We start from the raw sequence: 26,182 nt of genomic DNA on the forward strand, positions 1-26,182 counted from the left end.
AAGACTGAGATAGCACAGCAGAGGCACCACCATTGTAGACTTCCTACAAATTGTGGAGAAGAGCTTGGTGCAAGAAAATACCCTGAAAATGCGGTTTAGTTTGGAAAGCTGGTTAATGTGCTTGCAATAGTCTGCCCTGGACAGGGCTCCCAATCCCCCGGTTTCCTCTCACCATGGCTGGAACGCCCAGGTGTGCGGGAACAACTGCTCACCCTGAGCGAGGCCGCTGGAATTGATCTGCTGGCCCACGGCACCACATCAGATGCCGAAACCATCAAAGACACCGCCGTAGCGCAACCCCTGATTGTTGCTGCCGGGCTCATTACAGCTCAGGCACTGCTCGGCACTGAAGGTGCCACACTCGATGTTGCCAGCAAGCTGGCCCAACGCTCAGTGGTGGTTGCCGGACACTCGGTGGGTGAAATCACCGCCGCCGCCATCACAGGGACCCTTTCCAACTCTGACGCCATGGCTTTTGTGCGCGAACGTGCCAACCGCATGGCCGACGCCGCCGCCGCAACACCCACAGGGATGGCGGCAGTTGTTGGTGGAGACCCAGAGGAGGTCTTGGCAGCCATCGCAGCTACCGGCCTGACCCCGGCCAACATCAACTCCAAAGGACAGACGGTCGCTGCCGGAACCTTGGAACAAATCGCCGCTCTCATGGCTGCCCCGCCAGCCAAAGCCCGGGTAATCCCTCTCCAGGTAGCTGGTGCGTTCCACACCCACCACATGTCTCCTGCCGTTTCGGCTCTGGAAGCACTTTCCCCGTCTCTGACCCCTCACACGCCTCAGGTTGCGCTGCTATCAAACTACGACGGCGCCGTGGTACGTTCCGGAGCAGACGCCCTTGAATCCTTGATCGCCCAAGTCTCGCGACCGGTACGCTGGGATCTTTGCATGGAAACCATGACCGCTATGGGCGTGACCGCTTTGATAGAGCTTGCCCCTGCCGGAACGTTGACGGGTCTGGCCAAGCGAGCCATGCCCGGAATTGCTACCGTTGCTGTGAAAACACCCGATGATCTTCAGGCTGCCCAGGACTTGCTGGCAGCACACTCCGCGCACCAAGAAGGAACATTGTGAGTACACCTACTCTGAAGCAAAGTACGCTCCGTGCCGGATCAGCCATCTTAGGCATTGGCGCCTACCGCCCCACCACGATCGTCACCAATGACGATGTGTGCCAGTGGATCGATTCCTCCGACGAGTGGATCCAGCAACGCACAGGCATCATCACCCGCCACCGCGCCCCCAAAGATGTCTCGGTGGTGGATATGGCCGTGGCTGCAGGCGCCGAAGCCATCAAGCATGCCGGGATAGACGCCACACAAATTGGCGCCGTCCTTGTCTCCACAGTGACTCACCCCTACGCCACGCCATCAGCGGCTGCCTTGATTGCCGAACGGCTCGGGGCCTCACCCGCTCCCGCCTTTGACATCTCCGCTGCCTGCGCAGGCTACTGCTACGGCGTGGCCCAAGGAGACGCCCTGGTGCGTTCCGGTACTGCAGAATACGTTTTGGTTGTTGGAGTGGAGAAACTCTCCGACGTTATTGACAACCATGAGCGGACCATTTCATTTTTGCTCGGTGACGGGGCTGGCGCGGTTATTATCGGGCCCTCGGACGAGCCCGGCATCAGCCCCACCGTTTGGGGCTCCGACGGCAGTAAGTGGGACACCATTGGTATGACCCACTCCCAGCTGGACATCCGCGACTTCAGCGAGCAGGCAATGAAGGGCGACGGCGTTGCTCACGCCGCCGCAGATGAGGCTCACTCAACGCTGTGGCCAACCCTTCGCCAGGACGGACAGACCGTGTTCCGATGGGCCGTGTGGGAGATGGCGAAGATGGCCAAGAAGGCGCTTGAGGACGCAGGTATAACTGCTGCCGACCTTGGCGCGTTCGTTCCCCACCAAGCCAATATGCGCATCATTGATGAACTCGCCAAGCAGCTGAAGTTACCTGAGCACGTCATTATTGGTCGAGACATTGCCGACGCCGGAAACACCTCGGCTGCCTCCATCCCCTTGGCAACACACCGACTGCTCGCTGAGAACCCGGAGCTTTCCGGTAAACTTTCGCTGCAGATCGGCTTTGGTGCCGGACTGGTGTTTGGCGCTCAAGTAGTGCGCCTGCCCTAATTAAACGTATCTCTCCACATCCGTGGTTTGATCAACATGCTATTAAACGATCAAGTCCTTGATCACAGCACAAGAAGAAAAGGAGCCGTCAATGGCTAGCAACGAAGAAATCCTGGCTGGTTTGGCCGAAATCGTCAATGAAGAGACCGGCCTTGCCCCTGAGGCCGTTGAGCTGGACAAGTCCTTCACGGATGACCTGGATATTGATTCCATCTCCATGATGACGATTGTTGTCAACGCTGAAGAGAAGTTCGACGTGAAGATCCCGGACGAGGAAGTCAAGAACCTCAAGACCGTTGGCGACGCTGTCAGCTTCATTGCAGGCGCACAGGCTTAAGCAGCCCTTGTGCATTAGTCTCATACCCGCGTCAGCGAAAAGAGACATGGTGGTTGGCCGGAAAGCAGGACGCCGGCCAACCACAATAATCATCTTCGAGTCCTGCCCCATAATTTTTGTAGAGAGTTGAACCATGGCCCGCAAAGTAGTCATCACCGGACTGGGTGCCACCACACCCATTGGCGGCGACGTCCCGACCATGTGGAAGAATGCCCTCAAGGGCGTCTCCGGCGCACACACCCTGAAAGATCAATGGGTACAAAAGTACGATCTTCCCGTTCATTTCGCAGCCAAGGCTTCAACTCCCGCCACCGAAGTGCTCAGCCGTGTCGAGGCCAAACGCATGGACCCCTCCACCCAGTTCGCTGTGGTGGCTGCACGTGAAGCATGGAAGGATTCCGGCATTGAGGAGGTGGACCACGACCGCCTGGCCGTAGCCTTTGCCACCGGCATTGGTGGTGTCTGGACTCTCCTGGATGCCTGGGACACCCTGCGTGAAAAGGGCCCCCGCCGCGTGCTGCCCATGACCGTTCCCATGCTCATGCCCAACGGCCCGGCCGCGGCTGTCAGCCTGGACCTGGGCGCCCGTGCCGGCGCACACACCCCCGTTTCCGCGTGTGCTTCAGGAACCGAGGCACTGCACATCGCCCTGGAGCTGATCCGTTCCGGCAAGGCCGACGTGGTCGTGGCTGGCGGCGCCGAAGCCGCCATCCACCCCATGCCGTTGGCTTCCTTCGCCGCCATGCAGGCCCTGTCCAAGCGCAACGACTCCCCCGAGACGGCATCACGTCCGTACGACATCAGCCGCGACGGATTCGTCATGGGTGAAGGCGCCGGCGCGTTGGTGCTCGAGGCTGAAGAGCATGCGCTGGCCCGTGGCGCACGCATTTACGGTGAATTGGCCGGCACCGCAGTAACCGCCGATGCCTACCACATCACCGCACCGGACCCCCAGGGTCTGGGTGCCACCCGCGCGTTGAAGGCGGCCCTCTTTGATGCTCGCGCACTGCCTGAAGACGTATCCCACGTCAACGCGCATGCCACCTCAACCCCCGTGGGCGACAAGCCCGAATACACCGCGCTCAGGGCCGCCCTGGGTGAGCACGTGAACAATGTGTGCGTGTCGGCCACGAAGTCACAGATGGGGCACCTGTTGGGTGCTTCGGGCGCCGTTGAGTCGGTCCTGACGGTGCTGGCTGTTTACCACCGCCTGGCCCCGGTCACCATCAACTTGGAGAACCAGGACCCGGAGATCCCCCTCGACGTTGTCACCGGCACACCCCGCAAACTGCCCGAAGGCGAGGTCCTGGCGCTGAACAACTCCTTCGGCTTTGGTGGACACAATGCCGTTGTGGCCATCCGCAGCACAGGCCCCAAGGTTGACATGGCCTAGTCTTTGTAGGAAAACTGACCCGCAGCAAACAAGCGAAAAACACCTTTCAAGTGTTTTTAAGCAGTTGCTGCGGGTCATTTTTTTCACGGGTGAGACTTGGGATGCTGTGAACAGCCCAAGCGATCAAAGCTGGGGGAGATACGCGAGGCACTGGTCACTTCTGGGATGTTCTGGGCTGCTTTAGCCAACGTGGTGTAGCCAGCGCACAGGTGCTCCGGCTGCCGCGTGGCGGAAGGGCTCGAGTTCTTCGTCCCATGCCTCCCCCAAAGCCAGTGAAAGCTCCTGGTAGACAAGTGAAGGGTCACCCTTGCCTGTCTCATAGGCGTAGCGGATCCTGTCTTCGGAAACCATAATGTTCCCGTGCACATCCGCGATCGCGTGAAAAATACCCAGTTCTGGAGTGTGGGACCAGCGGGAGCCGTCCGTTCCCGGGCTCGGATCCTCAGTCACCTCGTAACGCAAATTGGCCCATCCGCGCAAAGCGGAGGCAAGGCGGGCGCCGGTTCCGGCAGGCCCACGCCAGCTAAGTTCAGTGCGCAGCACATTAGGCGCCGCGGGCTGTGCAGTCCACTGCAAGTCCGTGCGCTGATCCATCACCCCAGCAATGGATGACTCAATATGCGGGCACATGACAGCCGGGGCTGAGTGCACAAACAAAACACCGCGCGTGTGTTCAACCTTCATTCCATCCTCCATTGCAGTAGGTGCGTCTTCCCCAACGACCTTCTTTGGATGGAACTGGTGTTACGCGATTCTGATGTGAACCGTCCCTAAATGTCTAGGTTATAAACCCGGGATTCGCTATCAAAAGATAACTTATTATCATTGTGCCGTAGCGGGGCAGATAACGCCACTAAGGTGAGCACTTATGACAAGCATGTCCCTATTTTTTATGCGGTTTTCTGGTTTTCTGGCTTTCCGGCTTTCTGGCTGGATCCTTACGTTCACTATGTTCAGAGAGCGAAGTGTCAGGCGCGTGGGTGTGCTGTGCGGTAGCTTTCTCTCAGCCGTTCCACCGAGACATGAGTGTATAACTGTGTGGTAGCCAAGGAGCTGTGCCCCAGAATCTCTTGCACAGCGCGTAGGTCCGCGCCACCGTCCAGGAGATGAGTGGCAGCCGAATGCCGCAAAGTATGAGGCCCGGTTGCAGAGGTATCACCGAGAGAAGCCAAGTGTTTATCTACCACTGAGCGCACTGTGCGCTGGTCAATACGTCCGCCGCGCTGTCCAAGGAAGAGTGCCTCACCAGCCTGATGCTTGTGTATTTTGGGCCGGCCGGCGTTCATCCACTGGCTCAGTGCCGTATCCGCTGGCACACCGAAGGGCACAGTTCGCTCTTTGTTACCTTTGCCCACCACAGTCACAGTGCGCCGCTCTTGATTGATGTCAGTGAGGTTCAAAGTTGTCAGTTCACCGACACGAATTCCGGTTCCGTAGAGAAGTTCAACCATTGCAAGATCGCGGAGGGCAACCGGATCCTGCGCCTGGGCCGCCTTGACCATTTCTTCAAGCATCCGCCGTACTTGCTGCTGCTGCAACACAGCCGGCAGGCTCTTCCCGCGCGCGGGAGCCTTCAACCGCACCGCCGGGTCTACTTCAATGAGCTCCTCCCGCAGCGCCCATGCCGTAAAGCTGCGTGCCGTGGCAGCCCTCCTAGCCAGTGTTGAACGTGCCAGTCCGGCCTCGCTCTGCTCCCCCAGCCAACGCCGCAGCGAGCCCAAGTCCAACTCCGCCAAAGAAGTGTTGCCCTCGGCAACGGCGTGAATCAACAATGCGTCAAGGTCCCCGCGGTATGCCCTGATGGTGTGTTCTGAACGGCCCCGTTCCGTGCGTAAGTAGCGCTCAAAGGCGTTCGCTGCCCCGGCTAGAGCAGGAGGCAGGGAGGAGCGTTCTGTTGAATCCACACACTCACTGTGCGCTGAACAACCCCCGGGTTCAAGCTCCCCCGCCGGTCCATCTGTTTTTGGTTTATCCCAACCCTTTGCTTTCAAGGGTAGACACAGACGCCGACACCGGTGAGAGCTTGGGCAAGGGCGGCCAGTGTTTGGCCACCAGTGAACTTTTGGGCTCCCGCCATCATGATGTAGTTCTGCGGCATGGTGATGTACCTCCGAGACAGATGGATGGGAGATGTTCATCCATCTCAGCAACGCGCTCATCCTGTGCCCGCGCTGCCGTTAGCCGCTGCAGTTCGCGCACCGAGGTCATTGAGCCTGGCGCTTCCAGCCACCTGCCAGTCTTTCTGCCAGCCCCAATGCCTCAAGTCGGCCCAACCCGGATAAGACTGTGGCAGCGCTGAGCCCCGCAACTACACACAGTTTTTCCAACGTAGTGGCTGCGCGCAACGGCAAAGCATCCAGAAGCAGCAGGTCTTGAGTGCACAAACCGTCATACAGTGCTTCCTGCACCAGTGGTTCGCTCACAAGGTGTTCCCCCATAACACCCGCCAGTTCAGCAATATCCGCTGCGTCAGTGACACACACAGCCGAGCCTTCTTTGAGTAACCTGTGGCAACCAGCAGAATTCGCCGAGTATACGGATCCCGGCACCGCCCCCACAACCCGGCTGAGCGCCTCAGCGTGATGAGCTGTATTCAGCGCACCTGAACGCCATCTGGCCTCCACTACAACGGTGACCCCGCACAAGGCAGCGATGAGGCGGTTACGTTGCAAGAACCTGTAGCGTGTGGGGTTCGTGCCAGGAGGCACCTCAGCCACGACAAGACCGCGGTCAGCAATGCTCCGCAACAGGTCCTCATTTCCGGATGGGTAGAATCTGTCCACTCCCCCAGCCATGACAGCGATTGTTGGTGGCTGCTCGTTAGCCGGGTCGTTCTCCACCGTGACGGTTCGGCCTTCGGTGTGCCTTGTCAGTGGTACCGGCATGGCGGCGCTCAAGGCTCCACGGTGCGCGTGGGCATCGATCCCGTAGGCGCCTCCACTGATAATCGTAAAATTGCGTTGCACCAGGGAACTGGTAATTTCCGCACTGACATTAGCCCCGTAACTGGTGCTGTCACGGGATCCCACCACCGCGATGCAGCTTGACTGTGGCGGAATCCTGTTGCCTTTGCCCCTACACCAGAGTGCTATGGGCGCGTTCAGTTCCAAATCTTCTAAAGCTCGTGGCCATTGTGTGTCTTCAGGGATCAGTAAGTTCCCGCCCAATCGTTGAATGGTGGCTAGGTCCCGTTCCGGCGCAACATCGCCCAGCCGTGGCCGCCAACGCCCCAATGCCTCTGCCAGACCTGTCCACCGCTCGGTGCCTGCAAAGCCCAGTATTTCAGTGATCTGGCGTTCAACCGCAGAACTCGACCAGGCGCTGGTAGCAATCAAAGCCATCGCCTCTTGTGGCCCCAGTACCTGGATCAGCGCCAGCCCCGGCAGATCTGAAGGTTCCATCAACCGAGTCAGAGCAGCACGCGCTATGCGCAGTTCAGAATAATCCGGCGTTCTTTCTGCCTTACTTATATTCACAATCCCTCACCTCGTTGCCGCAATGTCAACGCCAACCCCACATCATCGCTGCCGGGTCGCTCACGTCCTTGAAGATCTGCCACCGTCCACGCCAATCTCAAAACGCGGTCATAACCCCGTGCGCTGAGTACCCCCGTCCCCATCGCCCTGTCCAAAAGCGCTGTGTCATGGCCACCCAACCGCAGAGGACCACGCAGCACCCGGCCCGTGAGATCAGCGTTGTGAACCAAGCCCCACTTTTTTAGTCTCTCGCCAGCAATGTCGCGGGCCATCTCTACCCGTTTTGCCACCTGGGCGCTTGATTCACGCTGTGCAGAATCGGACAGCTGTGAGAGCTGTACCTTATTGACCTGCAGCTGAATGTCCACCCGGTCAAGCAGAGGACCCGAAAGCCGACCAAAATAGCGCCTACGTGCCATGGGTGTGCATTCGCAATTGATTCCTTTGCCCGTTGCCTTTCCGCAAGGACAGGGGTTGGCGGCCATGACAAGTTGGAAACGGGCGGGGTAAGATGCCGTTCCGGCGGAGCGATGGAGCACAAGCTCCCCACTTTCCAGAGGCTGCCGCAGTGCATCCAATACACGTTTATCAAACTCGGGCGCCTCTACAAATAATATACCTCCCCGTGTTTCCGCGGTTGAGCCGCGTCAGCAGCAATGCTGGCCAAGATCGTTGTGCTCCTCCGCTATGACCTTAATGGTTGACAGTCTGACGGACCGTAGTGAATCGATATCCAGTCGAGTCCGCATGTCCGACTGAACAAGGAACGAAAACTTTCGAGGCGAGGTTCGTTGCCCCGAATCCTCGGCTCAATATGTGGGTTTTAGCGCTTCATGCCGGTGTTCTACGAACGCTCAGTGTGTCAGTCCCATAGTTTGCGGTGTGGTACATCGCATGGGTGCAGGATAACTGTGTGGAGAGTGGAACTGTCCAGCGTGAACTGCTTTAATGTGACGATGCCCTGACCACTTGGACTTAGCATTCCAATACCTTCGTCGTTGTACATGAAGACGAACGATTAGTACACCTCAGTCGACCGAAGTACTTACGTTAAGCGTATACATAGTTGGGTACGATAGCGCATCTCACAGGCCCCGCTTGGCTCTGTCACGACTTCAACGAGGGATGAAGGTTTTCTGAAAGTCGATGTGCCGCTGGTGAGAGCTGGTGACATTCGCTGGCGCGCTGTGGCATACACACCTAGCACCAGAGTCTCATCGAGTGGACGGACTCAAGGGGCCGGTACGACTCTGATTGGTTTCCTGTCGGCGAGATCAAGCGCACCGCTAAAGAGACTGAGGACCCGTAGCGGTGCGCATGACTCTGGTTAGCCGAGGGAGGTCATCATTCCTGTGCCCAGAGTGACAAGGGCGTTCACCAAGCCAGTTGCAGTGCCGGTAACAGCGATGTCTACTACCTTGCTAACGAGCTCCTTCATCTTGCTCTGGCTGGGCACGGGAGCCGCTACCTCTGCCTCAAGTTGATCAACTAGTTGACCGGCTAGGACTTGCCCATCTTCCGGGAGCCCCAGGAGCGGAACGAGTGACCTGGCGCTTTCAACGAATTGCGTTGTTTGACTGATCTGCTCGATGGTCAGCGTGTTGGACTGGCTGACATGTGAGCTTCCTGCAGCTACGTTCAACGAATGCGAGTCTTTGATGTTGATGTTGTTGTTGTGCACGGTTGTTCCTCCATTGCCACTCTGTGCGTTCACAGACTCTCCGCTCTCGACAACTCTGGTGCCCTTGTTTGTGATGTTTGGCCGGGGAATCGGTCCACCCCACGTTTTAGTTCCCGCGATCAACTCTTCATCATGCAACCAGTTACAAGCACGCTCAAGCTCTGTCTCTGAAAACGGTGTTCCATAGTAGTTTGCATGGCCACTTTCAAAAAACCGATCGATGACGGGCGAAGAGATACCAGCTAGGTCGCTGTCGTACAGCCAGTGAAGAACCCGGTCTCGCGCAGCCTTCACTCGTTCGCGAGGCGAGTCCCTCAATACGCCAAATTCTTCGGCTATGTCGTTGCCAGGCTGAGTCAATACGACTTCATCAATGCCTACGATTGATTTCTCAAACCAGAGCCAGCCCTTCTCTTGAAGAGTCTCAAAGTCACCCGTCAGTTGTGCAGCATCACGGGTCGTATCTCCTGCATTCTGATAGAACCAGTCAGTTGAGACTTGATTTCCTTGAGCCCGCTTAGCCAACGCAGCCATTAGCATCAGATGCCGCAGCCCCACCTGTGAGTCGGCCAACACTTGAACATCAACCATTTAGATCCGCACCTGTCCCCTAGACATGAATCGCACTGTTGCGATGCCCTAAGCCTAGACGGAGGCACTGACACTCAAGACTAGAGTCATCTCAGCAGTTGCCGCCAGCTGGTGGAGGAGCCCGCCAATGTCGGCTTGGGTCATTGGAGCAAAGATGATGGACATGCTCCGACCCTATCCCTATCGGCAGTCACGAAGACTGCCCCAGATGCGGATCCCTTACCGGGCAGGAAAGGGATTTATGCAAATCCGGCTTCCAAGACCGTCAGGGCACGAAAATAAACAAATTTGCTGACCATTTTCCCGGACTGAAACCTTTTTTTGGGGGCAGCCAAGGAGAGCCGTTGCTTGAAATACTCGATCATCGCACTCACAAGCGGCTGAGCTTCCGCCCCACGAGCCTCGTCGTCAAAATCCAAATCTAGACAGAACACCTGACGTACCTCGTATATGTCCGCGACAGGTGCGCACCCTTCCAGCGGAAGCAGCACCCTGAGCAAGTTCGTGGCACGCGGTGAAGTCAGGTTCTAGCTGTCAGATAGGGCAGGATAGACGAATGGTTACCCGTATAGAAACCGAGACGTTCATTCGTTTCCAGTTGGATCAGCTTGGCGCGCAAAACCGACACCACGAGTTCGAGAACATTTGCTTTCGGATTGCCCAGCGGCGAATCAGCAGCAACATCCTCCCGGCAACCGGACCTGTCAGCAGCGGCGGGGACCAAGGGCGGGACGGAGAAACGTTCTTCTCTGCCCTGCCCGAAGAACTCCCCAGAGCCGGTGGATTCGTCGGCAGGTCCACTACAGAACCCCTAGTCCTTGCCTGCACGATTCAGCGAACCGACCTGAGTTCCAAAGTCAAAGGGGATCTCAAAAAAATCACCTCCCAAGGGCAGCCTGTCGCCAGGGTCGCCTACTTTCTGACACAAAACCTGCCCGTGAGCACCCGGCACAACCTTCAAGAGTACGCGCGCCAACAGCATGACGTTGATCTTGAGGTCTTTGACGCAATGGCAATATCAACTCTTTTGGCCGAGCCTGACCTAGTCTGGGTCGCCGAAAAGATGCTCGATCTGCCCTCAAACCTGGTACCGACGAATGCCCCGGATCTTCCCCAGTGGTACCAAGACCTGCTGCGGCGGATCAGGGAATCTGGTGAACCGCTTACCACCCCGGGCGACTTTGCCGCGGTCAGAACTGGACTCCGCCACGCTACACAAGACGCTGAGGCCCAGAACGACTTGGCTGAATGGCTTCAATACACGCGCGCCTTCCTAAGTTCAGACCCTGAAAACCTCCAACCCGCAGACGTACAGATGAAAGCTCGATACGAAATCGTAGTTGCCACTCTTCGCGGGATGGAAACCCTGGCGAATGTGGAAGAGTACATCGATCAGTTCATTGACTACGCGGCCGAGAGCTCCGCATCGAGCGACCTTGTCGATGCAAGCGTCCTCATCTCCTATTGGCAAGGAGCCTGGGCGGCTGGGATCGCCACAACCACTTCGGAACATCTAATGGCCCAACTACAGCGCATCTTGAATCGTGTCGATGCACTGATAGCTGGCACTGACCGGAGTGTTTACCCGAATGCGACAGCGCACCTGCTCGCAGCTCGAGCGCATATCCTGTTCCACCCCGACGTCACCGGCATGACGCGAAATCCAAATGCTCCCGCTAGGACTGCAGATACAGCAGACACGACCTTGCAGGAGATCCTCAGTAAGGCGGGATCCGCTGAAGCAGTGAAAATCAGGCTGGACCCGCTGATGATCGCACTCGCAGATCTTGCTGAGCTCCTGCCCATCGCCCGTACTTTTCCAGTGCAGACAACCTGCGACCTCTTTGAGGCTTACAGCCCAGTTCTTGCAGCACACGAACACTACGAGAAGGTCAGGAATGCACTGGATGAGGCGATAGGCTCGATTGAAGGCGACAACGCCGTCGCCGAGCGCTGCAGAAACAGGGCCTTATCCTTTATCAAGTCAGAAAAGCCCCTCCTGGCTCTCCGGGAGTTTCATAAGGCAAAGATCAACTGGTTCCACGGCGATACGCTTCGTGGCTCAGTTCTGGCTATGCTCATGATCTCCAGCGTTTACTCCAACTTGAAGCTCCCCCACGCCGCCAAGAAGTATGCTCTCACTGCCTCCTCTATCGCAATTTCTTCCCCGGATTCAGACGTCATCGATTTGGTCGGCACTAGCCTGATCCAAGCATTCCAGAATTGCTACTACGCCGGGGCGTGGCTGGACGCCACGGCCTTGAGCCAGCTGGCAATTCAAGCACATGGAATATATGCAGAGGATGCCTTCGATCGCGAGAAGCACCCAGATCTAGTCGGCATGGACTTTCACCAGACCATGATCTGCATGGCCGCCAGGAAGTTCAGGCCGGAGCTGGTGGGAACACTCACAGACCGCCTTGCGGAGACGGACTACGACAAAACGATCTGGCAATTCGTTGACCATTTTGAAGATTCCTTCGCACACGACGAAGTGAGTTTTACTAAAGCTTCCGTTGAACAGCTTGGGGGTCGCCCCTATAGCGACACCGGGCCAACGCGTTCATTGAGCTTCTCGGCTCTTGGTACGCACTGGAACATAAGCTGCCCAAATGACAGAGTATCGGTGCTTGCCGCTGAAAGGTTTGCAGCAGCCGCGCAGATTCTTCTGTGCAAGCTTGCAACGGAGGATCCGGTACTCCTAGACGAAAGCGTCTCGGTAGAGATCCAACTGGCGGGTTGTGAGTATAAGGAACGAGTGGAGTTCGCACCTGACAACCATCAGCTAAAGGCCCTAGTTACTCTTCTGCCCTACACGGACCAGTCAGATGCCGAAGTGCTGGAACTTGAGATTGTAGGAGCCGTAGGGCTGCTACTCATGAGGCTGAGCGCTCTATCGCAGGAAGAAGTCCTAGAGATGCTTGACAGGGCATTTGCCAGGGGTTTTCTCAACCAAATCTCGTTCGGTCGGCCATACGACGAAACAGCAGGACTGCTCGACGAAGCCCACTACCGCCAGACGGCTAAAGTCGGTCGCCAAGTCATCGGCACCTGCGACTACGCGCCACTCACAAGCATCTCTTTGGAGCAGCCGAAATCCTACGGCCCTGGTTTCTCGGAGAGTGAATGGCATCAGATGATCAAAGAACGCTACGAGGTCTCAACTCTCGTAGGATTCACATTGGCCCGAATACTCCGAAACAACACATGCCGCAGGATTCTTTCCGAACTCCGGGAAGAGGGCTGGCTGGATTGGCACTTGCTTCTGGCAATATTCAATGTCGCTACCAACTACCGCATACGGCGTGAGCTCGGCCCAGACAGTTCATCACCCCAGATGCTCCGACAAACTGCTCCGGATTTGGTCCATAAAGGTGAAACGCCAGAATCTCCAAACATCCCCCTCCACCACTTCTCTAAGGAAAACCTGCGTCAAGCCTTTGACCTCGCGACGCTAAGTGTGGCCAAGCGTCTAGGGCTCCACATCGACCGTGACACTCCAAACATCATCGGAGTTCGGCAATTACTAGATCGAAGATATGGGTTCTTGCAAGACGTCCCGCACACGGACCTTCTGGCATCCCAGTCGTAGTCAGAGGTCCTAGCGCAGTGCGGGCATTCGATGGGTTCCAAGTCGTCAGAGTTGACGGTAACCCGCACTGTTAGATCAGGCCTGTCCCCCGCCCGGCGGTGAGGGAGGGACGGGACTGCCCCAGGCGCCGGCGACAGTCGTGCCGTAAGCTGGTCGCTTATCGGCGCGTGTGCGGAAAACTTCGGAAATTTTCGAGATTGCGTGTTTCTGCAGTTGCCGTATCCCCCTGTACTTGCCCGGGGGGAAAGCCCGGTGAAGGGGTGAAAGGTGCACTCTAAACCATCTCCGGACTCTTTATTGGATACGCCCGCGTATCCAATAAAGACCAAGAGCTCACGGCCTGAAAGAACTCCTTTCTTACCCTAGGAGTGTCGTCAGGCAAGACCTTCACCGACACGAACAGGACGCGGCCTGGTCTTAGATAAGCACTGGCCGCCTGTCGGGGCGGAGACACCCTGGTCGTGACCAAGCTCGACCACCCAGCCCTGTCACGGCGCGATGCAAAGGACATCGTCGATGGACTCACCCGCCGCGAGGTCAGGCCGAGCATCGGCGGCTCGGTCCACGACCCACCGATCCCGTGGCAGGCTTCTTTTCAATGTTCTGGCTATGGTTGCCGAGTTTGAAGCAGACCTGATCCGCGCACGCACTCGTTAAGGGATGGCTGTCGCCAAAGCAAAGTGCAAGCTGCGCGTGAAGCAGCCCAAGATCTCCAAGGCACAGGAAGCACACTTGCCTTCAGTGCACCGGGCGGGTGAGCGCAACTCTTGAAATTACTGAGCCTTTCGGTGAGGCCCTTTCCACCATCCAGCGTGCAATCAAACGCGGCGGCCAAGCCGCAGCTTAGCGCGGCAGGATTGCACCGTCTACGCCGAGATTAACGACGGAACGTTATTAGCTCTAATTACCGGCCAGGTCTTCCCCAGTCCCCGGTTCAGCGAAGGTCCGAGGAAGCTGCGGTCTGACGAGACAATGATGACACCGCATGTTCGCCGATGTCCGCACCCGATTAGCGAGGCGATTCGTCGTCATGAAGCTACTGACGTAGGCTGTGGAGTGTTTGCAATTTGGTGCCTCGGCACCGGGGTCCAGGCGGCGCTCACTGACCTCAAAACACTCGGACGAACACTGAGCCGGCGAGCTGAAGACGTGGTGGCATAATTCGACCGGCCAGGGACCTCCAATAGCCCTACTGAAGCGATTCAATGCCGACATCGGCATTGAATTGCTTATGCCGATGCCGATGCCTGGGTTATCCCGACATCGGCAATTTTGGGCTGGCTTTGGGCCTTGGCCATTGGAGACGTGTCGGCATAATCAACATGCCTCGAGGCATATGGACGTCGCGCATACGGAGTGCAAAGCAGCAGTTGGCGTACAAGCCATCCCAGATCACGGACATCAAAGTTCATTGCCGGATTCATACATTCCAGCCACAAACACACGATAGTAAGCGCGTCCACTGTCAAAACCGGTTCCTGAATGAGTAGTGGGCAACTCATGACCACCCTGCTTCGCCTTTGAGAGAGACAGGGTTTCCCAGGGCACTTATGCCGACAAGTAGAGGGCCCAACCGTCCAAGAACATGCTATTTCTCAACATTGTAGGCATAACCCAAACATCGGCATAAGCGATCAATGGCCGGCTGGAACACCTTCGAGGATCCGCCCTCGGCTTCCGGAACCTCACCAACTATGTCGCCAGATCGCTCCTGGAATCCGGCGGATTCAGATCGAAACTACACTCTGGATTCTGAAGAGCCAGGAAACTCAAGGCAGCGTGGGAAGTGAAGGAACAAGTCCGGGTCTTGTTGCGAACTGGCTCCTTAGAAGATGCCGAGCTGGCCAAAGAACACCTCGAAGAGTTGGTACAAGCATCGAAGCAACCGGAGACGACTAGGCTGTGGCGTACCATTTGCCGGTGGTGGAACGAAATCGAGGTTCTCATAGTCACCGGTGCTAACACCGGAAAAGTCGAAGCGAACAACACCAGCATCAAGCACATCAAACGAACAGCACGTGGCTACCGCAACCCCAACAACTACACATCAGTTATTCTCTTGAGAAGTGCCGCCCGAACAACGGCATGACACTCACCCGGGAATCCGAATCCCCACGAACCACCAAGAGCCAGTTTGAGACAATAAGCAAGACCACTCAATCGGTCGCCGAAATATCAACCCAACCTGCCACTAAATCTTGGGCAGACCCCAGCTATCCGGCAAAATGCTCAAGAACATCAGCGTTGGCGCTTGCAATGCTGGAGGGCGCCTCAACATCATCCACGAAGAATCTCTGCGCGGAACACCTACCCAGCCGCCTAGTCGCCATCCAGAGGTCTGAAATTCCTCGTCGGGTAGCCAGCGATGTATAAATTCTTCATTTGATGGTGCCTAGATTCTAAAATTACGAAATTATGATACGAGGCAAGCCACTCATACTTACCTGCGACCGCCGTACCCTTGAATGCTTGGAGCATACTGATGATATGATCTCGATGTTTTTCTAGACCCGAAATAGGGCTTAGTGCACCTTTTATATTTTCATCTTCGAATACAAGCGGAAGGTAATTAACGAACACTTTCTTGTCATCGTCGACAAGCAGAATATCCGAAAACACTGATTCATTCGGCTTGTCATCAGTTATCGCTTCTTTTGCAATCTTGACCGCTTCAGAATCAAGTAGGATACGGGGAACTTCAGCTTGCGTTTCTTCGAGTAAAACTGCTGAAAGGTGCGCTGGTCCGGTAACAAAATTTCCATCAGCATACGCATTACCTATTGCAATTCCACCCCGTAGAACGCGACCGGTAATGGCGAGATTTAATTGGTAGATCGCCGCGCAAATAGTTTGGGCAAGGAGGGTAGGATTTGGTCCAGTAAAAGTATCTTCCCCTATAGGTTCTACGACCACGACATTATCACTGAAATATAGCGACCGCTGGGAATCTTGGTCATTCGTTGCCTCACTGTGAAGAATGTCACGGGTGCGATCGTATACATCAATGTCCTGGCGAAGCATTTCGTTATCATAATTAGACAGACGTGCGCTTGTGCCCAGTTCATCAAGGTACATTACGCAAGAACGCCGTAAAATAGGTAGCCCATCATCGTCTGCGTATAATTTCCTTTCTGTTTTCAGCTTGAGTTTGCGATTCTCAAGCCGTTCCTCCCATTTTAATCTAAAATTCTCATTTGATATATCAAAATTAAAATCCATTGCCATTGCCTATCTTTTCAATTGATGTTCATTCTGGGACTCAAAGGTAATACATCTCGAAATACGTGAGTTTTACTTCCAGCATTAGGGCATCGATACAATGACAATCAGAACTTATTTAATTTCTCTTAACATTTCGTGCTGTTATATCTCAAAGAATTGTGGTATTACTGCGTTAGAAACACGTAACGGTTTAGTCCGATGGTTCCAATACTACTGAAGTCGAATGACGAGAAAACGAAACTTCCGGACTGCAAAAAATCCTATGCCTGATACATGGTAATCCGGCTCTCCGTGGTTCGTGGTGAATTCTGGTTTCGTGTCCTTGAACAGAGGTGGCGCGTAGCCCTGTTGTGATGGATGTTCTGACGCATTCATCTTTGACAGGACTACGAGCCTTGAACGAGCTTACTTTGGTGCAACTTGATGCTGCCACCACGATCTTCAATCTGGACGATTACCGTGTACTTGAAACCCAGATCCTGAGTTTTGGCCAACGAAGAATTCAGATAGCAAGCACCGCCGAATCCGGGTGTCCTGGCTGCGGGGTCATTGGCACCCGTCGCCATTCTGGCCGGCAGCAACGAGTCAAGGACATCCCCATCGCCGGTCCGGTGGAGGTTGTTTGGGCCAAGCGGCGACTGTTCTGCGACGAAACATTGTGCCCTCGCAAAACGTTCTTTGAAGCCACGATCGAGGTCCCGGCCAGGGCACGCACCACGAGCCGACTCCGTAGTGCTCTCGTGCGAGCAGTCATTGACTCTGGCCGCGCCGCAACGGAAACCGCCACTGCCCACGGGGTGTCGTGGTGGTTGGTTCAGAAGGCGTTGAGTGTGGCAGCAACCAAACTTCCCAACGTCGATCTGCTGCGGCCAAGGATGCTCGGCATTGATGAACACCGCTTCCGATCCGTCCGCTTCTTCAAGAACACAGAGACCAACGCGTGGCAGCGGATTGAACCGTGAATGACGACGATTGTTGACCTGGATACCGGGCAGATCCTTGGTGTTGTTGACGGCCGAGACCACACCGGGGTCGGTGCATGGCTCATCCAGCGGCCCCTGGAGTGGCGCCTCGGCGTTCAAGTTGTCGCGATCGATCCCTCAGCAGCTTTTAGAAAAGCGCTGCGGATGTGGCTGCCCCGCACCGCCGTTTCCGTGGATCATTTCCACCTCATCCAGCTCGCCAACCAGGCGTTGACAGAAGTCAGGCAGCAGCTTTCCCATCAGGTGCGTGGGCGTCGTGGCCGAGCCGTGGACCCAGCCTGGGCACACCGAATGCTGCTCCTACGAGCCGGTGATTCACTTTCCGAGCCAGCCCGGGTGCGGTTGGAGAAGGTCTTCGCCACCGACGATCCGACAGGGAAACTCAAGACCGCGTGGGACGTAAAAGAACAAGTGCGAACACTGCTGCGCACGGGGTCGTTGGAGGACGCCGAGATCGCTAAAGACCACCTTGAACGCCTCGTCAAGGAATCCAACCAACCTGAGACGACTAGGCTTTGGCGGACCATTTGCAGGTGGTGGAAAGAGATCGAAGTCCTCATCGTCACCGGCGCCACCACGGGAAAAGTAGAAGCCAACAACACCAGCATCAAACACATCAAGCGGACCGGCCGCGGCTTCGTCAATAGCGCCAACTACACGACTCGTATTATGCTCAGGAGCGCCGCCAGAACAGCGGTGAATCATCCATGACAATAGTGGATTTCACCACGAACCGCGGAGAGCCGGTAATCCACCAACATGTTCTGCCCCATTACTAATGACACGTAAATATTACAAGCTCCCCCAGGGTGTTGCAATTATACCCCTATGCGGAGTGGGCTGAGTCACAGATCATACGTCTAGACCGGCTCATCGCAAACGACGGTGTATAGATGCTCGCTGCTCCGTGGAGAACTGATTGAGCAAAGATTTGCTGCCATGATCGCCCCACGGACCCGGCTGTGGGCAAAGATTCCATAGGAATCTTCCCGATCCACTTAGAGCTCTTCGGCGGGAAGTATGCCCTCGGTCAGCTCTGACCGCTCGGCTCTTGCCATGGGAGTTCCTCGACAACCGCCAGAGTGATGACTTCGGCGTCGATGCTCTCGGCCTATTCGGTCCGGTGCCCTGGCTTGGTCAGCTCCAAGCTGGCCAAGTGCTTCTGCAGCCGCTTGGACATCGGAAGGAACGTGCCAAGGGTGAGACCGCCCGAGAGAAATGCACCGACTACCGGGATTGCCTTCGCGATGCCGCTGGCAAAGAGCTTCTTGACCATACTCACACCAAGATGGGCAGCAAGCCTTTTCACGATCGGGAAGATGATCCCCTTGTGAGTGCCTGCTGCGGTAGTCTCCTGGCAACATTAGTGGCGATCATGCCCGCAACTCTTGCAACGCCACCCTGAGCGATCTGCACGCCGAACATCACACCGACGAACCGGATCAGCATGCTCTCCGTAGCCTCATCAATATCTTCGCCCTCATCGGCGAACAAATCAGGCCAACTGTAGATATAGGCAAGCTTCTGGCCAATTCGAAGCGTATGCCCCATATATTGCGCGAGGTCAGCTGGCACAGTGCCAAGCACTGCCAGACCGCCGGGGATACCTGCGAGGGTCGACAGGCCAGTGACCTTACTCGCCTCATAAGCGATCGAGTTGCTTGCGACCTCAGCGATGACCTTGAGCGGGATGCCCGCTGCTGCTGGACTGTTAGCGATTGCCCTCGCTTTCTGATCCGCAGTGCAGTGGCGCTTGAGCGCTGTACGGAGGTAGGCGGCCATGCTGATCCTCAATCCCGGCAGCTTCGCCGCAGCTTCCAGCACCTGAGTGAAATTCGAGCCAGTCTTCTAGACATCTTGTGTTTCGGTCATGGGTAGATCATATCGGTGGGATCCGAACTACACGCTCAAAATCTGTAAGCCAGATAACAATTGTCTATACACGCAATTTTTCGTGGTCACCGAGCTACAGTTTAGGTCTGACTTGGAAATCAATCGAATGATTAGGATGATTCCGGGCAATAGAATTTACGACCAAACGTCTAATATTGTCGGGGAGCTCAATATCAGACTTGAACGTAACCGCGTCGTCCATCATCGAGACCCCGAGATCTCCCCATTCACCCAAATGGGAGACATCCTCCATGATTCCCATAATTTTCGCGTTGAATCCGTCACGATTCTTGCGGATCTGATCTTTACCCGAAAGGGCCAATTGATCATCCGAGTGAGGGCTCGTCATCCATTTTCGAAGACTGCGCGCAAATACGGGATCAGAACCTACCAGGTCAAATACGTCACGGTGTGAAACTTTCTGGTGCTGAAGTTGCAATTCATCGCCAAGGGAAGCTTCGACGGCTTTAACGAGACCCAAGATCTCATCAAGCTTCTCGTCAGGTGATTTTGGCGGCAAAACAGGCCCCACAGTTCCGCCAGCCTTGACTTCCGTGACGGCGGTCTCTACGTCCGGCCAAGCCGAAGCAATACGCTTACTTAGGGTTCCCTCTTTCAGATTTGGGCCCAATTCGTTCAGCGATGTCATCAACTCAGTGAGGCCCTCGAAGGTAGCCATCTTGCATTGAAATATATTCATTGGACTGTTAACCTCGTCAACATCACCAAAATCGACTAGAAAAACGCCCATCCTCTTCCGCTTGTCCGCCACTTGACGCGACAGTGCGCCAGCTTCGTAGTTAATCCACTGTTCAGTCTGATTAGATCGCGTGAGGCAAATTATGCCAAAGTCCGTATCGTTCAACTCCGCGTCGATCGCTTCGAGCCCTCGTGAGCCCGCTTGAATTTCCTGGCTGATGAATGTATCTACAACTGGGTCGAAAATTTCCCTTACAGCCGCAGCGACGGCGCTCCCGACACCACGACTGTTTTTTGACCAGCTTACAAATACTTTCAAGACGCTCCCCTAGCTCACGATGATGATCAGGTAAGCCTACCAACGCCGACAGGACACGGGCGCCTAGTCAGGCTTCGGGATCTACCCTGACTGGGTCATGCCGGCTCTTCGCGGTTGGTGGTGAATCCGGGGTTGGTGTCGTAGCAAGTTAGGGGCCCGTGGCCCTGCTGAGATGGATGTGTCTAGCATTCTTCCCAGGTCAGGAACCACGAGCCTTGAATCAGCCTACCCAGTCGTGCCCGAATGAGGCCACGACACTCTTCAATCTCCCCGATTACCAGGTCATTTCCGTCATCAATGACGACGACGCCGGCATCCGTGTAGTGACCGTCGCTGCGGACTTCCCGCAAGCATGCCCCGCCTGCGCTGTCCTGTCGGTGCGGGTGCATTCGCGCCGAATCCAGCGGGTCCGGGACATCCTTGTCGCTGGCCCTGTCCGGCTCCTGTGGTTCAAGCGCCGGTTCTTCTGCAACGAGGCTGCCTGCGTCCGGAAGACCTTTGCTGAATCCACCCCGCAGGTGCCGCGCTTCGCCCGTTCCACCGTACGGTTGAAGGAAACCCTCATGGATGCCGTCATCAGCTCCGGCCGGGCCGCGTCCGAGGTTGCCATCGCGTTTGGGGTGTCCTGGTGGTTGGTCAACACGGCCGTGGTCGCCGCCGCCATGGCGCTGCCTTCCGTGGACCTGCTGGCCCCGACACGGCTGGGCATCGATGAACACCGCTACCGCAGTGTGCGGTGGTTCAAGAACGAGACCACGGGCAAGTGGTCCCGGTATGAGCCATGGATGTCAACGATCGTAGACGTCGACACCGGCCAGGTGTTGGGCATCGTTGACGGCCGCGACAGCCGGGGCGTGGGTGCCTGGCTCAAGGCCCGGCCCGCCATTTGGCTTTCCTGTATTGAGACCGTCGGCATCGACCCGTCAGCGGCGTTCCGCAAGGCCCTGCGCGAGAACCTGCCCGATGCCGCCGTTTCCGTGGATCACTTCCATTTGGTGCAGCTCGGAAATGACATGCTCACCAAGGTCCGCCAACGCGTGTCCCGTGAGCAGAACGGGCGCCGTGGCCTGAAAACGGACAAGGCCTGGGCGCACCGACAGCTGCTGCGCGGCTACGACACGCTCTCGGAGAACGGCAAGAAACGCTTAGACGAGGTCTTTGCCACTGACGACCCGACGCAAGAACTCGTCGCCGCTTGGGGTGTCAAGGAAGCCCTGCGGCTGCTGCTTTCGGCCACCAACCCGGCCAACGTGGACCAGCGGAAAGCGTTCTTTGAACGACAAGTGAAAGCGGCAGCCATGAAAGAAACCGACCGGCTGCTGACGGCGGTGTCAACAAATGGTGGCCGGAGATCCAAACCCTGCTCGCCACCCGCGTCACCACAGCGAAGGTCGAGGCAGCCAACACCATGATCAAAAACATCAAAAGGATCGCCCGCGGGTTCCGCAACCCAACCAACTACCAATCACGTATCCTACTAAGAAGTGCCGCCCGGACGGTGGCATGAATTCATCTTAGCGGGCTGGTATTCACCACGAAACGCGAAGAGCCGTCATGCCCCTCAGCGGACTCCAGATAGCGCTGCATGAGTCGGTCGTAGGTAAGACGGTCCATCTTACTCATGTTGCCTCCACCGTGCTCTAAAGAGAACCGTGCAGCGTCTACGGCCGGCGCACTCCAGGCCTTGTGCTCTGGTCTCTCGCCCATGCAATCCGGCAGGGTGATTGCAAAGTCGTTTGTGCGAATTGTGCGTCTTAAAATATGAGATGGATCCACCCTGGCTTTTAATCAGAGAGAACCCCTCTTAAGCATGTGATTGTTCAGTCCCACATGTTGCCCAGGAGTTCTCGTATGCCATCGTCTTATCTTGCGGCGTTCATCGACGAATTCGCAACGAAGGAGCCTGTGGGGATTGACCCAGGTAAGGTGCTGGCCGGGTTGTGTGAGCTGCCGGATCCGCGGAAGAAGGGCGGGATCCGGTATCCTTTCGCGCATCTGCTGGTCATCATAGTCTGCTCAGTTCTGTCGGGGGCGAAGTCGTTGGTAGAAATGGCTGAATGGGCCACCGATACGGCACGGGTTCCTCTTGCTGGGCTCGGTATTCGTGCACCGCACGCAACCACATTGGCCAGGGTTCTGCAGCGTCTAGATGCTGATGCCCTGGACCGACTGGCCGGGGCATGGGCCCAATCCATGACCGAGGTGACGGCCATCGCCATTGACGGGAAGGAAGTCCGTGGCGCCAAGAACGGCGGCGGCACCAAAGTCCACCTCCTGGCCGGCATCGACCAAGCTACCGGGGCCGTGCTCGTGCAACAGAACGTGTCGGCGAAGCATAATGAGATCACCTATTTCAAGCCGTTGCTGGAAGAGATCGCGGCCATTGACGGCATGGTCGTCACTGCCGATGCGTTGCATACCCAGCGTGAGCACGCCCAGTACCTCCATTTCCGTGGCGCCCACTATGTGCTGACTGTGAAAGGCAACCAGCCCAAACTTCACGAGCAATTGTGCGCCCTGCCATGGAAGCAGGTCCGTGCCGGGCCCAAGGCCCACACAACCGCCAACGGGCGTGAAATCCAGCGGACCGTCAAATGCGTAACCGTGGCAGCCGGGATCAACTTCCCCCACGCCGCTCAAGGCGCCCAAATCACCCGTAAGTCGCGGCCACTCGGGACCAGGAAGTGGTCAACCGAGACCGTCTACGTTGTCACTTCTCTAACTCCAGCTCAAGGAAAGCCAGAGCTCATCGGCAACTTGATCCACGGCCATTGGGGCATCGAAAACGGTTTGCACTACCGCCGGGACGTGACCTGGCGGGAAGACTCCAGCCAGATCCGAAAAGACAACGCACCCCGAGTCGTGGCCTCTCTCAGGATATCGCTATCACGATTATGTCTCTGGCAGGCGAACGCAACCACGCCAAAGCCACCCGAGCCCCCACAACTACCCGCACCGCGCACTCTAACTCGCTGGCCTAGATATCAGCTAAACGGACTTTGCAATCGCCCTGTGCAATCCGGCCTAGCTTTTCTGCTGCGTAGGAGTTTCAACAAAAAGCCCTCCCCAACTTTCACACATGTATTGATACAATTACAGCAGATATTTGAGTCTTTTAATCTCATTACTACGTGAACGGGTCGGCTGCTTTAAGCGGAGTTCCAAAGCGCATCCAATATAAAGCCGCAGTGTCCCATATCTCTAAGTTAGATCGTGGCTGGACAACTTAGTCATCTGGCCCATCTTCCGAATATGTCAACATATAAGAGAAATCAATCAAATATGGGACTTGGGCGTTGATTTCTTCGGCCGCTGCCTTGACCTCGTCAGGAATTCGATGGGCAGAATAGACCACATAGTGTCGCTTGTCAATTCTCTTGACGTGGGCACGGTCGATGCTTCCCCGAGCTATCAGGCTGTCGTTGATGATCTTTTCAAACCGACTCTCGCGAGTTCCGGAAGATTCCCTGCCGCGACCCTCGCCGCCCTCATTATGGTCATGGTCCAGAATTTGCTCCACACCAGTGAGCGTAGCCCTTGAACTCTGATCGAGCTTAAGTACTAGCTGTTGAATGTCCTCGAGCCGAAGGTCCGTCGAGGTCATCTCAGGTTTATATGCGTAATCATTCGTCTCGATCCGCTTGAATATAGCTTCCATCTTGCTCCAATGGTTCTCGAAGGACTCATCGAGAACATGCTGCGCAAGTGGGTACGGGCGTGCGTTGTTCAGAGAAATGACCAGTTTCTTGAATTCAGACTTACGATCGTCGTGTTTCTTGAACTGCCGAAGCTGGAAATTCTTGAGCGGGCTAGTAAGGTCTGCTAAGTCTAGGTCGAGAAGAATCGGCACAACTTTATTTACTACGTCGATGGACTTCCACAGAGCTCCGGCTTCGTAGTTGATCCACGAACGAGCCTGGTTTTCAGAAGTCGTTACGATGATGCCGTAGGCAGTGTCCGAAAGCTGGGCGTGGATCTCTGCCATTGACAACGTCCCCGAGTCGATATCCATGTCGCTGACCCAGGGCCGTAAATCCTGCAGCACAAAGGGGAGCCAACCACGCAACTGATTCGCAAAGTCTTTAGATTTCGCTCCAGACCAGCTGATAAAGACCTTCAAGACACTCCCTTACTCCAACTAGATACCCAAGCAAGCCTACCAACCCATGCCATCACCCAAGCCCATTTACGTTTCAAATGTCATCAGAAGATGAACCCTGCCGCTCAGCACACTCCTGGACGCCCTGCATGAGTATGTAGCACGTATGATTGTGAACCGACCTCACCATTCTTGCAAGTCCTGTTAGCCAGCAAATCGTGTCTAGGCCGAACCGCTAATCGAGTCCGTGATGCGAGAAATTCCAGTTCCCAAGAATTTCCTGATAAGCGCTTTTCAGATTGTCTCCATATTTGTTCTTCATCTCATATGGGCCAACCCTGCCCATCTGCGCAGTTGCTATGAGAGGCCTGACCGCACCTAGGACGTGGAGTTCTAGATCAAATCCTAGTTGCGACGCATCCCGAAAAAATCTTTTGTCTTCGGGACTAACAGCGGGCAGCTTCAATGCAAGAATCGCTGATCCGGGACCTGTCAAGGTAATCCCGTCACGAGTTACGTGTACTCCATACTCTTGATGAACTTCGGTCGGCTTAGTTGCATGCGGAGTGACACTAACATTGAACGTCCTGTTATCAACATGAACCTTGCCTTGCATTCCGTGCGTAGGAATTGTCGTAAGTACATTACCGGAATGCTCGAAATAGACTCTAAGGTTCCCCTGGCACCTAATGCCCTCTACTTGGCCATGACCACCGCCCATTTCTTCCCGAGGAGCTCGGACGCTCGGATAGTACTCGGCATAGAAATCTCCACTCAAGGTCACCGCAGGCGGCACTTTGATCGTTGGGATCAAGAGTCGAAGTAGCTCGTCGCGCTTGGCTGACCTGGTGCCGGTTCCTTCCCTCATTGGAACTTCGAGAATCGGGGTCTTTGTCTTCACAACGTAGGGTGAGCGGTCAGAAGCGAAGGCTATGGCTATCACAAACTCACCGTCAGCGCCGATCGGCACATTCACTTGCCGAATCATTTCAGGCGGGGTCTGGTCAAATTTTGGCGTGATTTGAGCCCACCAATCAAGGACATCTGTCCCGGAAAGATCGTGGATAGCACCGTTCGTCTCGTCGATTCCGATGATGTAAATGACGGGATCGCCACCCGCACGGTTCAGGCTTCCAGCAAGCTGACGTGCTTTGTCGCCCTGCGGCCATTCTCGCTTGCACTCGATGAAATCATCCTCAACCTTTTGGCCAGATTGGATCCGATCTACGGCAAAAATTACTTTGGTCTCAAGGTCGATAACGCGCATCTGCCAACCTTACCGAAACGGGCGGCTGAACTTGACGGAAACTTGAGGAGTCTTGTACATTTTTAGCCTCATCTAAGAAGAGCACGCCTCGATGAGCGCGGGTAGCGGCACCAGGACGCGGTATGCCGCTACCCCCACCAATAATGGCTGCTGTGCTAGCGGAATGATGCGGCCGCTCATAAGGCGGGCGCCGTATAAGCCCAACAAGTCCAGATGCTCTATGTTCAAGGGAATGAATGGCAGTGACTTCCATGGCCTGGGCATCGTTGAGATCCGGTAGTAGTCCGGGCAGCCGCTCGGCCAGCATGGTTTTTCCTGAGCCGGGTGGTCCTATCATCATCAGATGGTGCCCACCCGCGGCCGCGATCTCCAACGCAAGACGCGCCACTGTTTGGCCTGCTACCTCGGACAAATCCACTTTCTCGTGGTTTGCCACTACACCGCTTACCGGCTGAGCGGTTTCAATGCCGGCCGCAGTGACGCCTT

Annotated in this window: 21 protein-coding genes and 4 pseudogenes; 12 read left to right on the forward strand and 13 right to left on the reverse strand. The window is 56.0% G+C overall.

Annotation, left to right across the window (positions count from 1 at the left end; translation table 11 throughout):
* The first annotated feature begins 117 nt into the window (after nt 1-117).
* The 4 genes from QMG40_RS02980 to fabF all read left to right on the forward strand — a co-directional run bounded on the left by QMG40_RS02980 (nt 118) and on the right by fabF (nt 3,874).
* Nucleotides 118-1,086: an ACP S-malonyltransferase gene (locus QMG40_RS02980; protein WP_283527736.1), complete on the forward strand. Its 969-nt coding sequence runs from the start codon at nt 118-120 to the stop codon at nt 1,084-1,086.
* Nucleotides 1,083-2,144: a beta-ketoacyl-ACP synthase III gene (locus tag QMG40_RS02985; RefSeq protein WP_283527738.1), complete on the forward strand. Its 1,062-nt coding sequence runs from the start codon at nt 1,083-1,085 to the stop codon at nt 2,142-2,144. The genes QMG40_RS02980 and QMG40_RS02985 overlap by 4 nt, the downstream gene beginning before the upstream one ends.
* A 91-nt stretch (nt 2,145-2,235) precedes the next feature.
* Complete coding sequence (locus QMG40_RS02990; RefSeq protein ID WP_038462997.1) at nt 2,236-2,481, forward strand: acyl carrier protein; 246 nt, start codon at nt 2,236-2,238, stop codon at nt 2,479-2,481.
* A gap of 133 nt (nt 2,482-2,614) precedes the next feature.
* Entirely contained in the window at nt 2,615-3,874 is a 1,260-nt protein-coding gene (fabF, locus tag QMG40_RS02995; protein ID WP_283527745.1) for a beta-ketoacyl-ACP synthase II, read from the forward strand.
* Between the two features lie 180 nt (nt 3,875-4,054).
* On the opposite strand, the gene QMG40_RS03000 is transcribed toward fabF, so the two are convergent.
* The 6 genes and pseudogenes from QMG40_RS03000 to QMG40_RS03025 form a co-directional block, all read right to left on the reverse strand.
* On the reverse strand, nt 4,055-4,558 hold the full coding sequence (locus QMG40_RS03000) for a DUF3145 domain-containing protein (RefSeq protein ID WP_283527747.1): 504 nt from the start codon (nt 4,556-4,558) through the stop codon (nt 4,055-4,057).
* A 284-nt stretch (nt 4,559-4,842) separates the two neighbouring features.
* The gene (locus QMG40_RS03005) at nt 4,843-5,778 is read right to left on the reverse strand and encodes a tyrosine recombinase XerC (RefSeq protein ID WP_283527749.1); all 936 of its coding nucleotides are present in this window, start codon (nt 5,776-5,778) and stop codon (nt 4,843-4,845) included.
* A 300-nt stretch (nt 5,779-6,078) separates the two neighbouring features.
* On the reverse strand, nt 6,079-7,275 hold the full coding sequence (locus tag QMG40_RS03010; protein ID WP_283527751.1) for a DNA-processing protein DprA: 1,197 nt from the start codon (nt 7,273-7,275) through the stop codon (nt 6,079-6,081).
* A 71-nt stretch (nt 7,276-7,346) separates the two neighbouring features.
* Nucleotides 7,347-7,994: pseudogene (locus QMG40_RS17355) on the reverse strand (ATP-binding protein); the annotation flags it as partial.
* A 683-nt stretch (nt 7,995-8,677) separates the two neighbouring features.
* Nucleotides 8,678-9,622 carry a hypothetical protein gene (locus tag QMG40_RS03020; RefSeq protein WP_283527762.1) on the reverse strand — a complete coding sequence of 315 codons (945 nt, stop codon included), beginning with the start codon at nt 9,620-9,622 and terminating at the stop codon, nt 8,678-8,680.
* A 239-nt stretch (nt 9,623-9,861) separates the two neighbouring features.
* A complete protein-coding gene (locus tag QMG40_RS03025; protein WP_283527764.1) occupies nt 9,862-10,056 on the reverse strand; it encodes a hypothetical protein in 195 nt (64 codons plus the stop codon).
* 122 nt (nt 10,057-10,178) lie between these two features.
* Here QMG40_RS03025 and QMG40_RS03030 point away from each other — a divergent pair, with 122 nt between their 5' ends.
* From QMG40_RS03030 to QMG40_RS03040, 3 genes and pseudogenes are all read left to right on the forward strand, one after another.
* Nucleotides 10,179-13,214 (forward strand): hypothetical protein, encoded by a 3,036-nt coding sequence (locus QMG40_RS03030; protein WP_283527766.1) that lies wholly within the window; start codon nt 10,179-10,181, stop codon nt 13,212-13,214.
* A gap of 281 nt (nt 13,215-13,495) precedes the next feature.
* Nucleotides 13,496-14,061: pseudogene (locus QMG40_RS03035) on the forward strand (recombinase family protein).
* A 927-nt stretch (nt 14,062-14,988) separates the two neighbouring features.
* A pseudogene (locus QMG40_RS03040) lies at nt 14,989-15,303 on the forward strand (transposase); the annotation flags it as partial.
* 230 nt (nt 15,304-15,533) lie between these two features.
* Here QMG40_RS03040 and QMG40_RS03045 read toward each other — a convergent pair.
* Nucleotides 15,534-16,439, reverse strand: a complete 906-nt coding sequence (locus QMG40_RS03045) for a hypothetical protein (RefSeq protein WP_283527768.1) — start codon at nt 16,437-16,439, stop codon at nt 15,534-15,536.
* 392 nt (nt 16,440-16,831) lie between these two features.
* Here QMG40_RS03045 and QMG40_RS03050 point away from each other — a divergent pair, with 392 nt between their 5' ends.
* Nucleotides 16,832-17,398, forward strand: coding sequence for a transposase family protein (locus tag QMG40_RS03050; RefSeq protein ID WP_283527770.1), 567 nt, complete (start codon nt 16,832-16,834; stop codon nt 17,396-17,398).
* On the forward strand, nt 17,399-18,130 hold the full coding sequence (locus QMG40_RS03055; RefSeq protein ID WP_283527772.1) for an ISL3 family transposase: 732 nt from the start codon (nt 17,399-17,401) through the stop codon (nt 18,128-18,130).
* A 400-nt stretch (nt 18,131-18,530) separates the two neighbouring features.
* Here QMG40_RS03055 and QMG40_RS03060 read toward each other — a convergent pair whose 3' ends face one another.
* The 3 genes from QMG40_RS03060 to QMG40_RS03070 all read right to left on the reverse strand — a co-directional run bounded on the left by QMG40_RS03060 (nt 18,531) and on the right by QMG40_RS03070 (nt 20,330).
* Entirely contained in the window at nt 18,531-18,695 is a 165-nt protein-coding gene (locus QMG40_RS03060) for a hypothetical protein (protein WP_283527774.1), read from the reverse strand.
* Between the two features lie 29 nt (nt 18,696-18,724).
* Nucleotides 18,725-19,201, reverse strand: coding sequence for a hypothetical protein (locus tag QMG40_RS03065; RefSeq protein ID WP_283527776.1), 477 nt, complete (start codon nt 19,199-19,201; stop codon nt 18,725-18,727).
* 184 nt (nt 19,202-19,385) lie between these two features.
* Nucleotides 19,386-20,330 carry a TIR domain-containing protein gene (locus tag QMG40_RS03070; RefSeq protein ID WP_283527778.1) on the reverse strand — a complete coding sequence of 315 codons (945 nt, stop codon included), beginning with the start codon at nt 20,328-20,330 and terminating at the stop codon, nt 19,386-19,388.
* A 215-nt stretch (nt 20,331-20,545) separates the two neighbouring features.
* On the opposite strand from QMG40_RS03070, the gene QMG40_RS03075 reads away from it, so the two are divergent.
* The 3 genes from QMG40_RS03075 to QMG40_RS03085 all read left to right on the forward strand — a co-directional run bounded on the left by QMG40_RS03075 (nt 20,546) and on the right by QMG40_RS03085 (nt 23,465).
* Nucleotides 20,546-21,742 (forward strand): ISL3 family transposase, encoded by a 1,197-nt coding sequence (locus tag QMG40_RS03075; protein ID WP_283527780.1) that lies wholly within the window; start codon nt 20,546-20,548, stop codon nt 21,740-21,742.
* Nucleotides 21,691-21,837 (forward strand): transposase, encoded by a 147-nt coding sequence (locus QMG40_RS03080; protein ID WP_283528607.1) that lies wholly within the window; start codon nt 21,691-21,693, stop codon nt 21,835-21,837. Before QMG40_RS03075 ends, QMG40_RS03080 begins: the two co-directional genes overlap by 52 nt.
* Nucleotides 21,838-22,181: 344 nt before the next feature.
* Nucleotides 22,182-23,465, forward strand: a complete 1,284-nt coding sequence (locus QMG40_RS03085; protein WP_283527782.1) for an ISAs1 family transposase — start codon at nt 22,182-22,184, stop codon at nt 23,463-23,465.
* A 91-nt stretch (nt 23,466-23,556) separates the two neighbouring features.
* Here QMG40_RS03085 and QMG40_RS03090 read toward each other — a convergent pair whose 3' ends face one another.
* The 3 genes and pseudogenes from QMG40_RS03090 to QMG40_RS17360 form a co-directional block, all read right to left on the reverse strand.
* Nucleotides 23,557-24,450: a TIR domain-containing protein gene (locus tag QMG40_RS03090; RefSeq protein WP_283527784.1), complete on the reverse strand. Its 894-nt coding sequence runs from the start codon at nt 24,448-24,450 to the stop codon at nt 23,557-23,559.
* Between the two features lie 214 nt (nt 24,451-24,664).
* Complete coding sequence (locus tag QMG40_RS03095; protein ID WP_283527786.1) at nt 24,665-25,696, reverse strand: hypothetical protein; 1,032 nt, start codon at nt 25,694-25,696, stop codon at nt 24,665-24,667.
* Nucleotides 25,677-26,105, reverse strand: a pseudogene (locus QMG40_RS17360) (ATP-binding protein); the annotation flags it as partial. The gene QMG40_RS03095 and the pseudogene QMG40_RS17360, both read right to left, overlap by 20 nt.
* Nucleotides 26,106-26,182 lie beyond the last annotated feature (77 nt).

It is taken from the genome of Arthrobacter antibioticus, assembly GCF_030063205.1.
Classification (GTDB): Bacteria; Actinomycetota; Actinomycetes; order Actinomycetales; family Micrococcaceae; genus Specibacter.

What these genes read in the sequence shown, in the direction of transcription:
- QMG40_RS02990 (WP_038462997.1), top strand. Translation starts at nt 2,236, where the DNA reads ATGGCTAGCAACGAAGAAATCCTGGCTGGTTTGGCCGAAATCGTCAAT.
- fabF (WP_283527745.1), top strand. Translation starts at nt 2,615, where the DNA reads ATGGCCCGCAAAGTAGTCATCACCGGACTGGGTGCCACCACACCCATT.
- QMG40_RS03000 (WP_283527747.1), bottom strand. Translation starts at nt 4,558, where the DNA reads ATGAAGGTTGAACACACGCGCGGTGTTTTGTTTGTGCACTCAGCCCCG.
- QMG40_RS03010 (WP_283527751.1), bottom strand. Translation starts at nt 7,275, where the DNA reads ATGGAACCTTCAGATCTGCCGGGGCTGGCGCTGATCCAGGTACTGGGG.
- QMG40_RS03020 (WP_283527762.1), bottom strand. Translation starts at nt 9,622, where the DNA reads ATGGTTGATGTTCAAGTGTTGGCCGACTCACAGGTGGGGCTGCGGCAT.
- QMG40_RS03030 (WP_283527766.1), top strand. Translation starts at nt 10,179, where the DNA reads ATGGTTACCCGTATAGAAACCGAGACGTTCATTCGTTTCCAGTTGGAT.
- QMG40_RS03045 (WP_283527768.1), bottom strand. Translation starts at nt 16,439, where the DNA reads ATGGCAATGGATTTTAATTTTGATATATCAAATGAGAATTTTAGATTA.
- QMG40_RS03055 (WP_283527772.1), top strand. Translation starts at nt 17,399, where the DNA reads ATGACGACGATTGTTGACCTGGATACCGGGCAGATCCTTGGTGTTGTT.
- QMG40_RS03060 (WP_283527774.1), bottom strand. Translation starts at nt 18,695, where the DNA reads ATGGTCAAGAAGCTCTTTGCCAGCGGCATCGCGAAGGCAATCCCGGTA.
- QMG40_RS03065 (WP_283527776.1), bottom strand. Translation starts at nt 19,201, where the DNA reads ATGGCCGCCTACCTCCGTACAGCGCTCAAGCGCCACTGCACTGCGGAT.
- QMG40_RS03085 (WP_283527782.1), top strand. Translation starts at nt 22,182, where the DNA reads ATGCCATCGTCTTATCTTGCGGCGTTCATCGACGAATTCGCAACGAAG.
- QMG40_RS03095 (WP_283527786.1), bottom strand. Translation starts at nt 25,696, where the DNA reads ATGCGCGTTATCGACCTTGAGACCAAAGTAATTTTTGCCGTAGATCGG.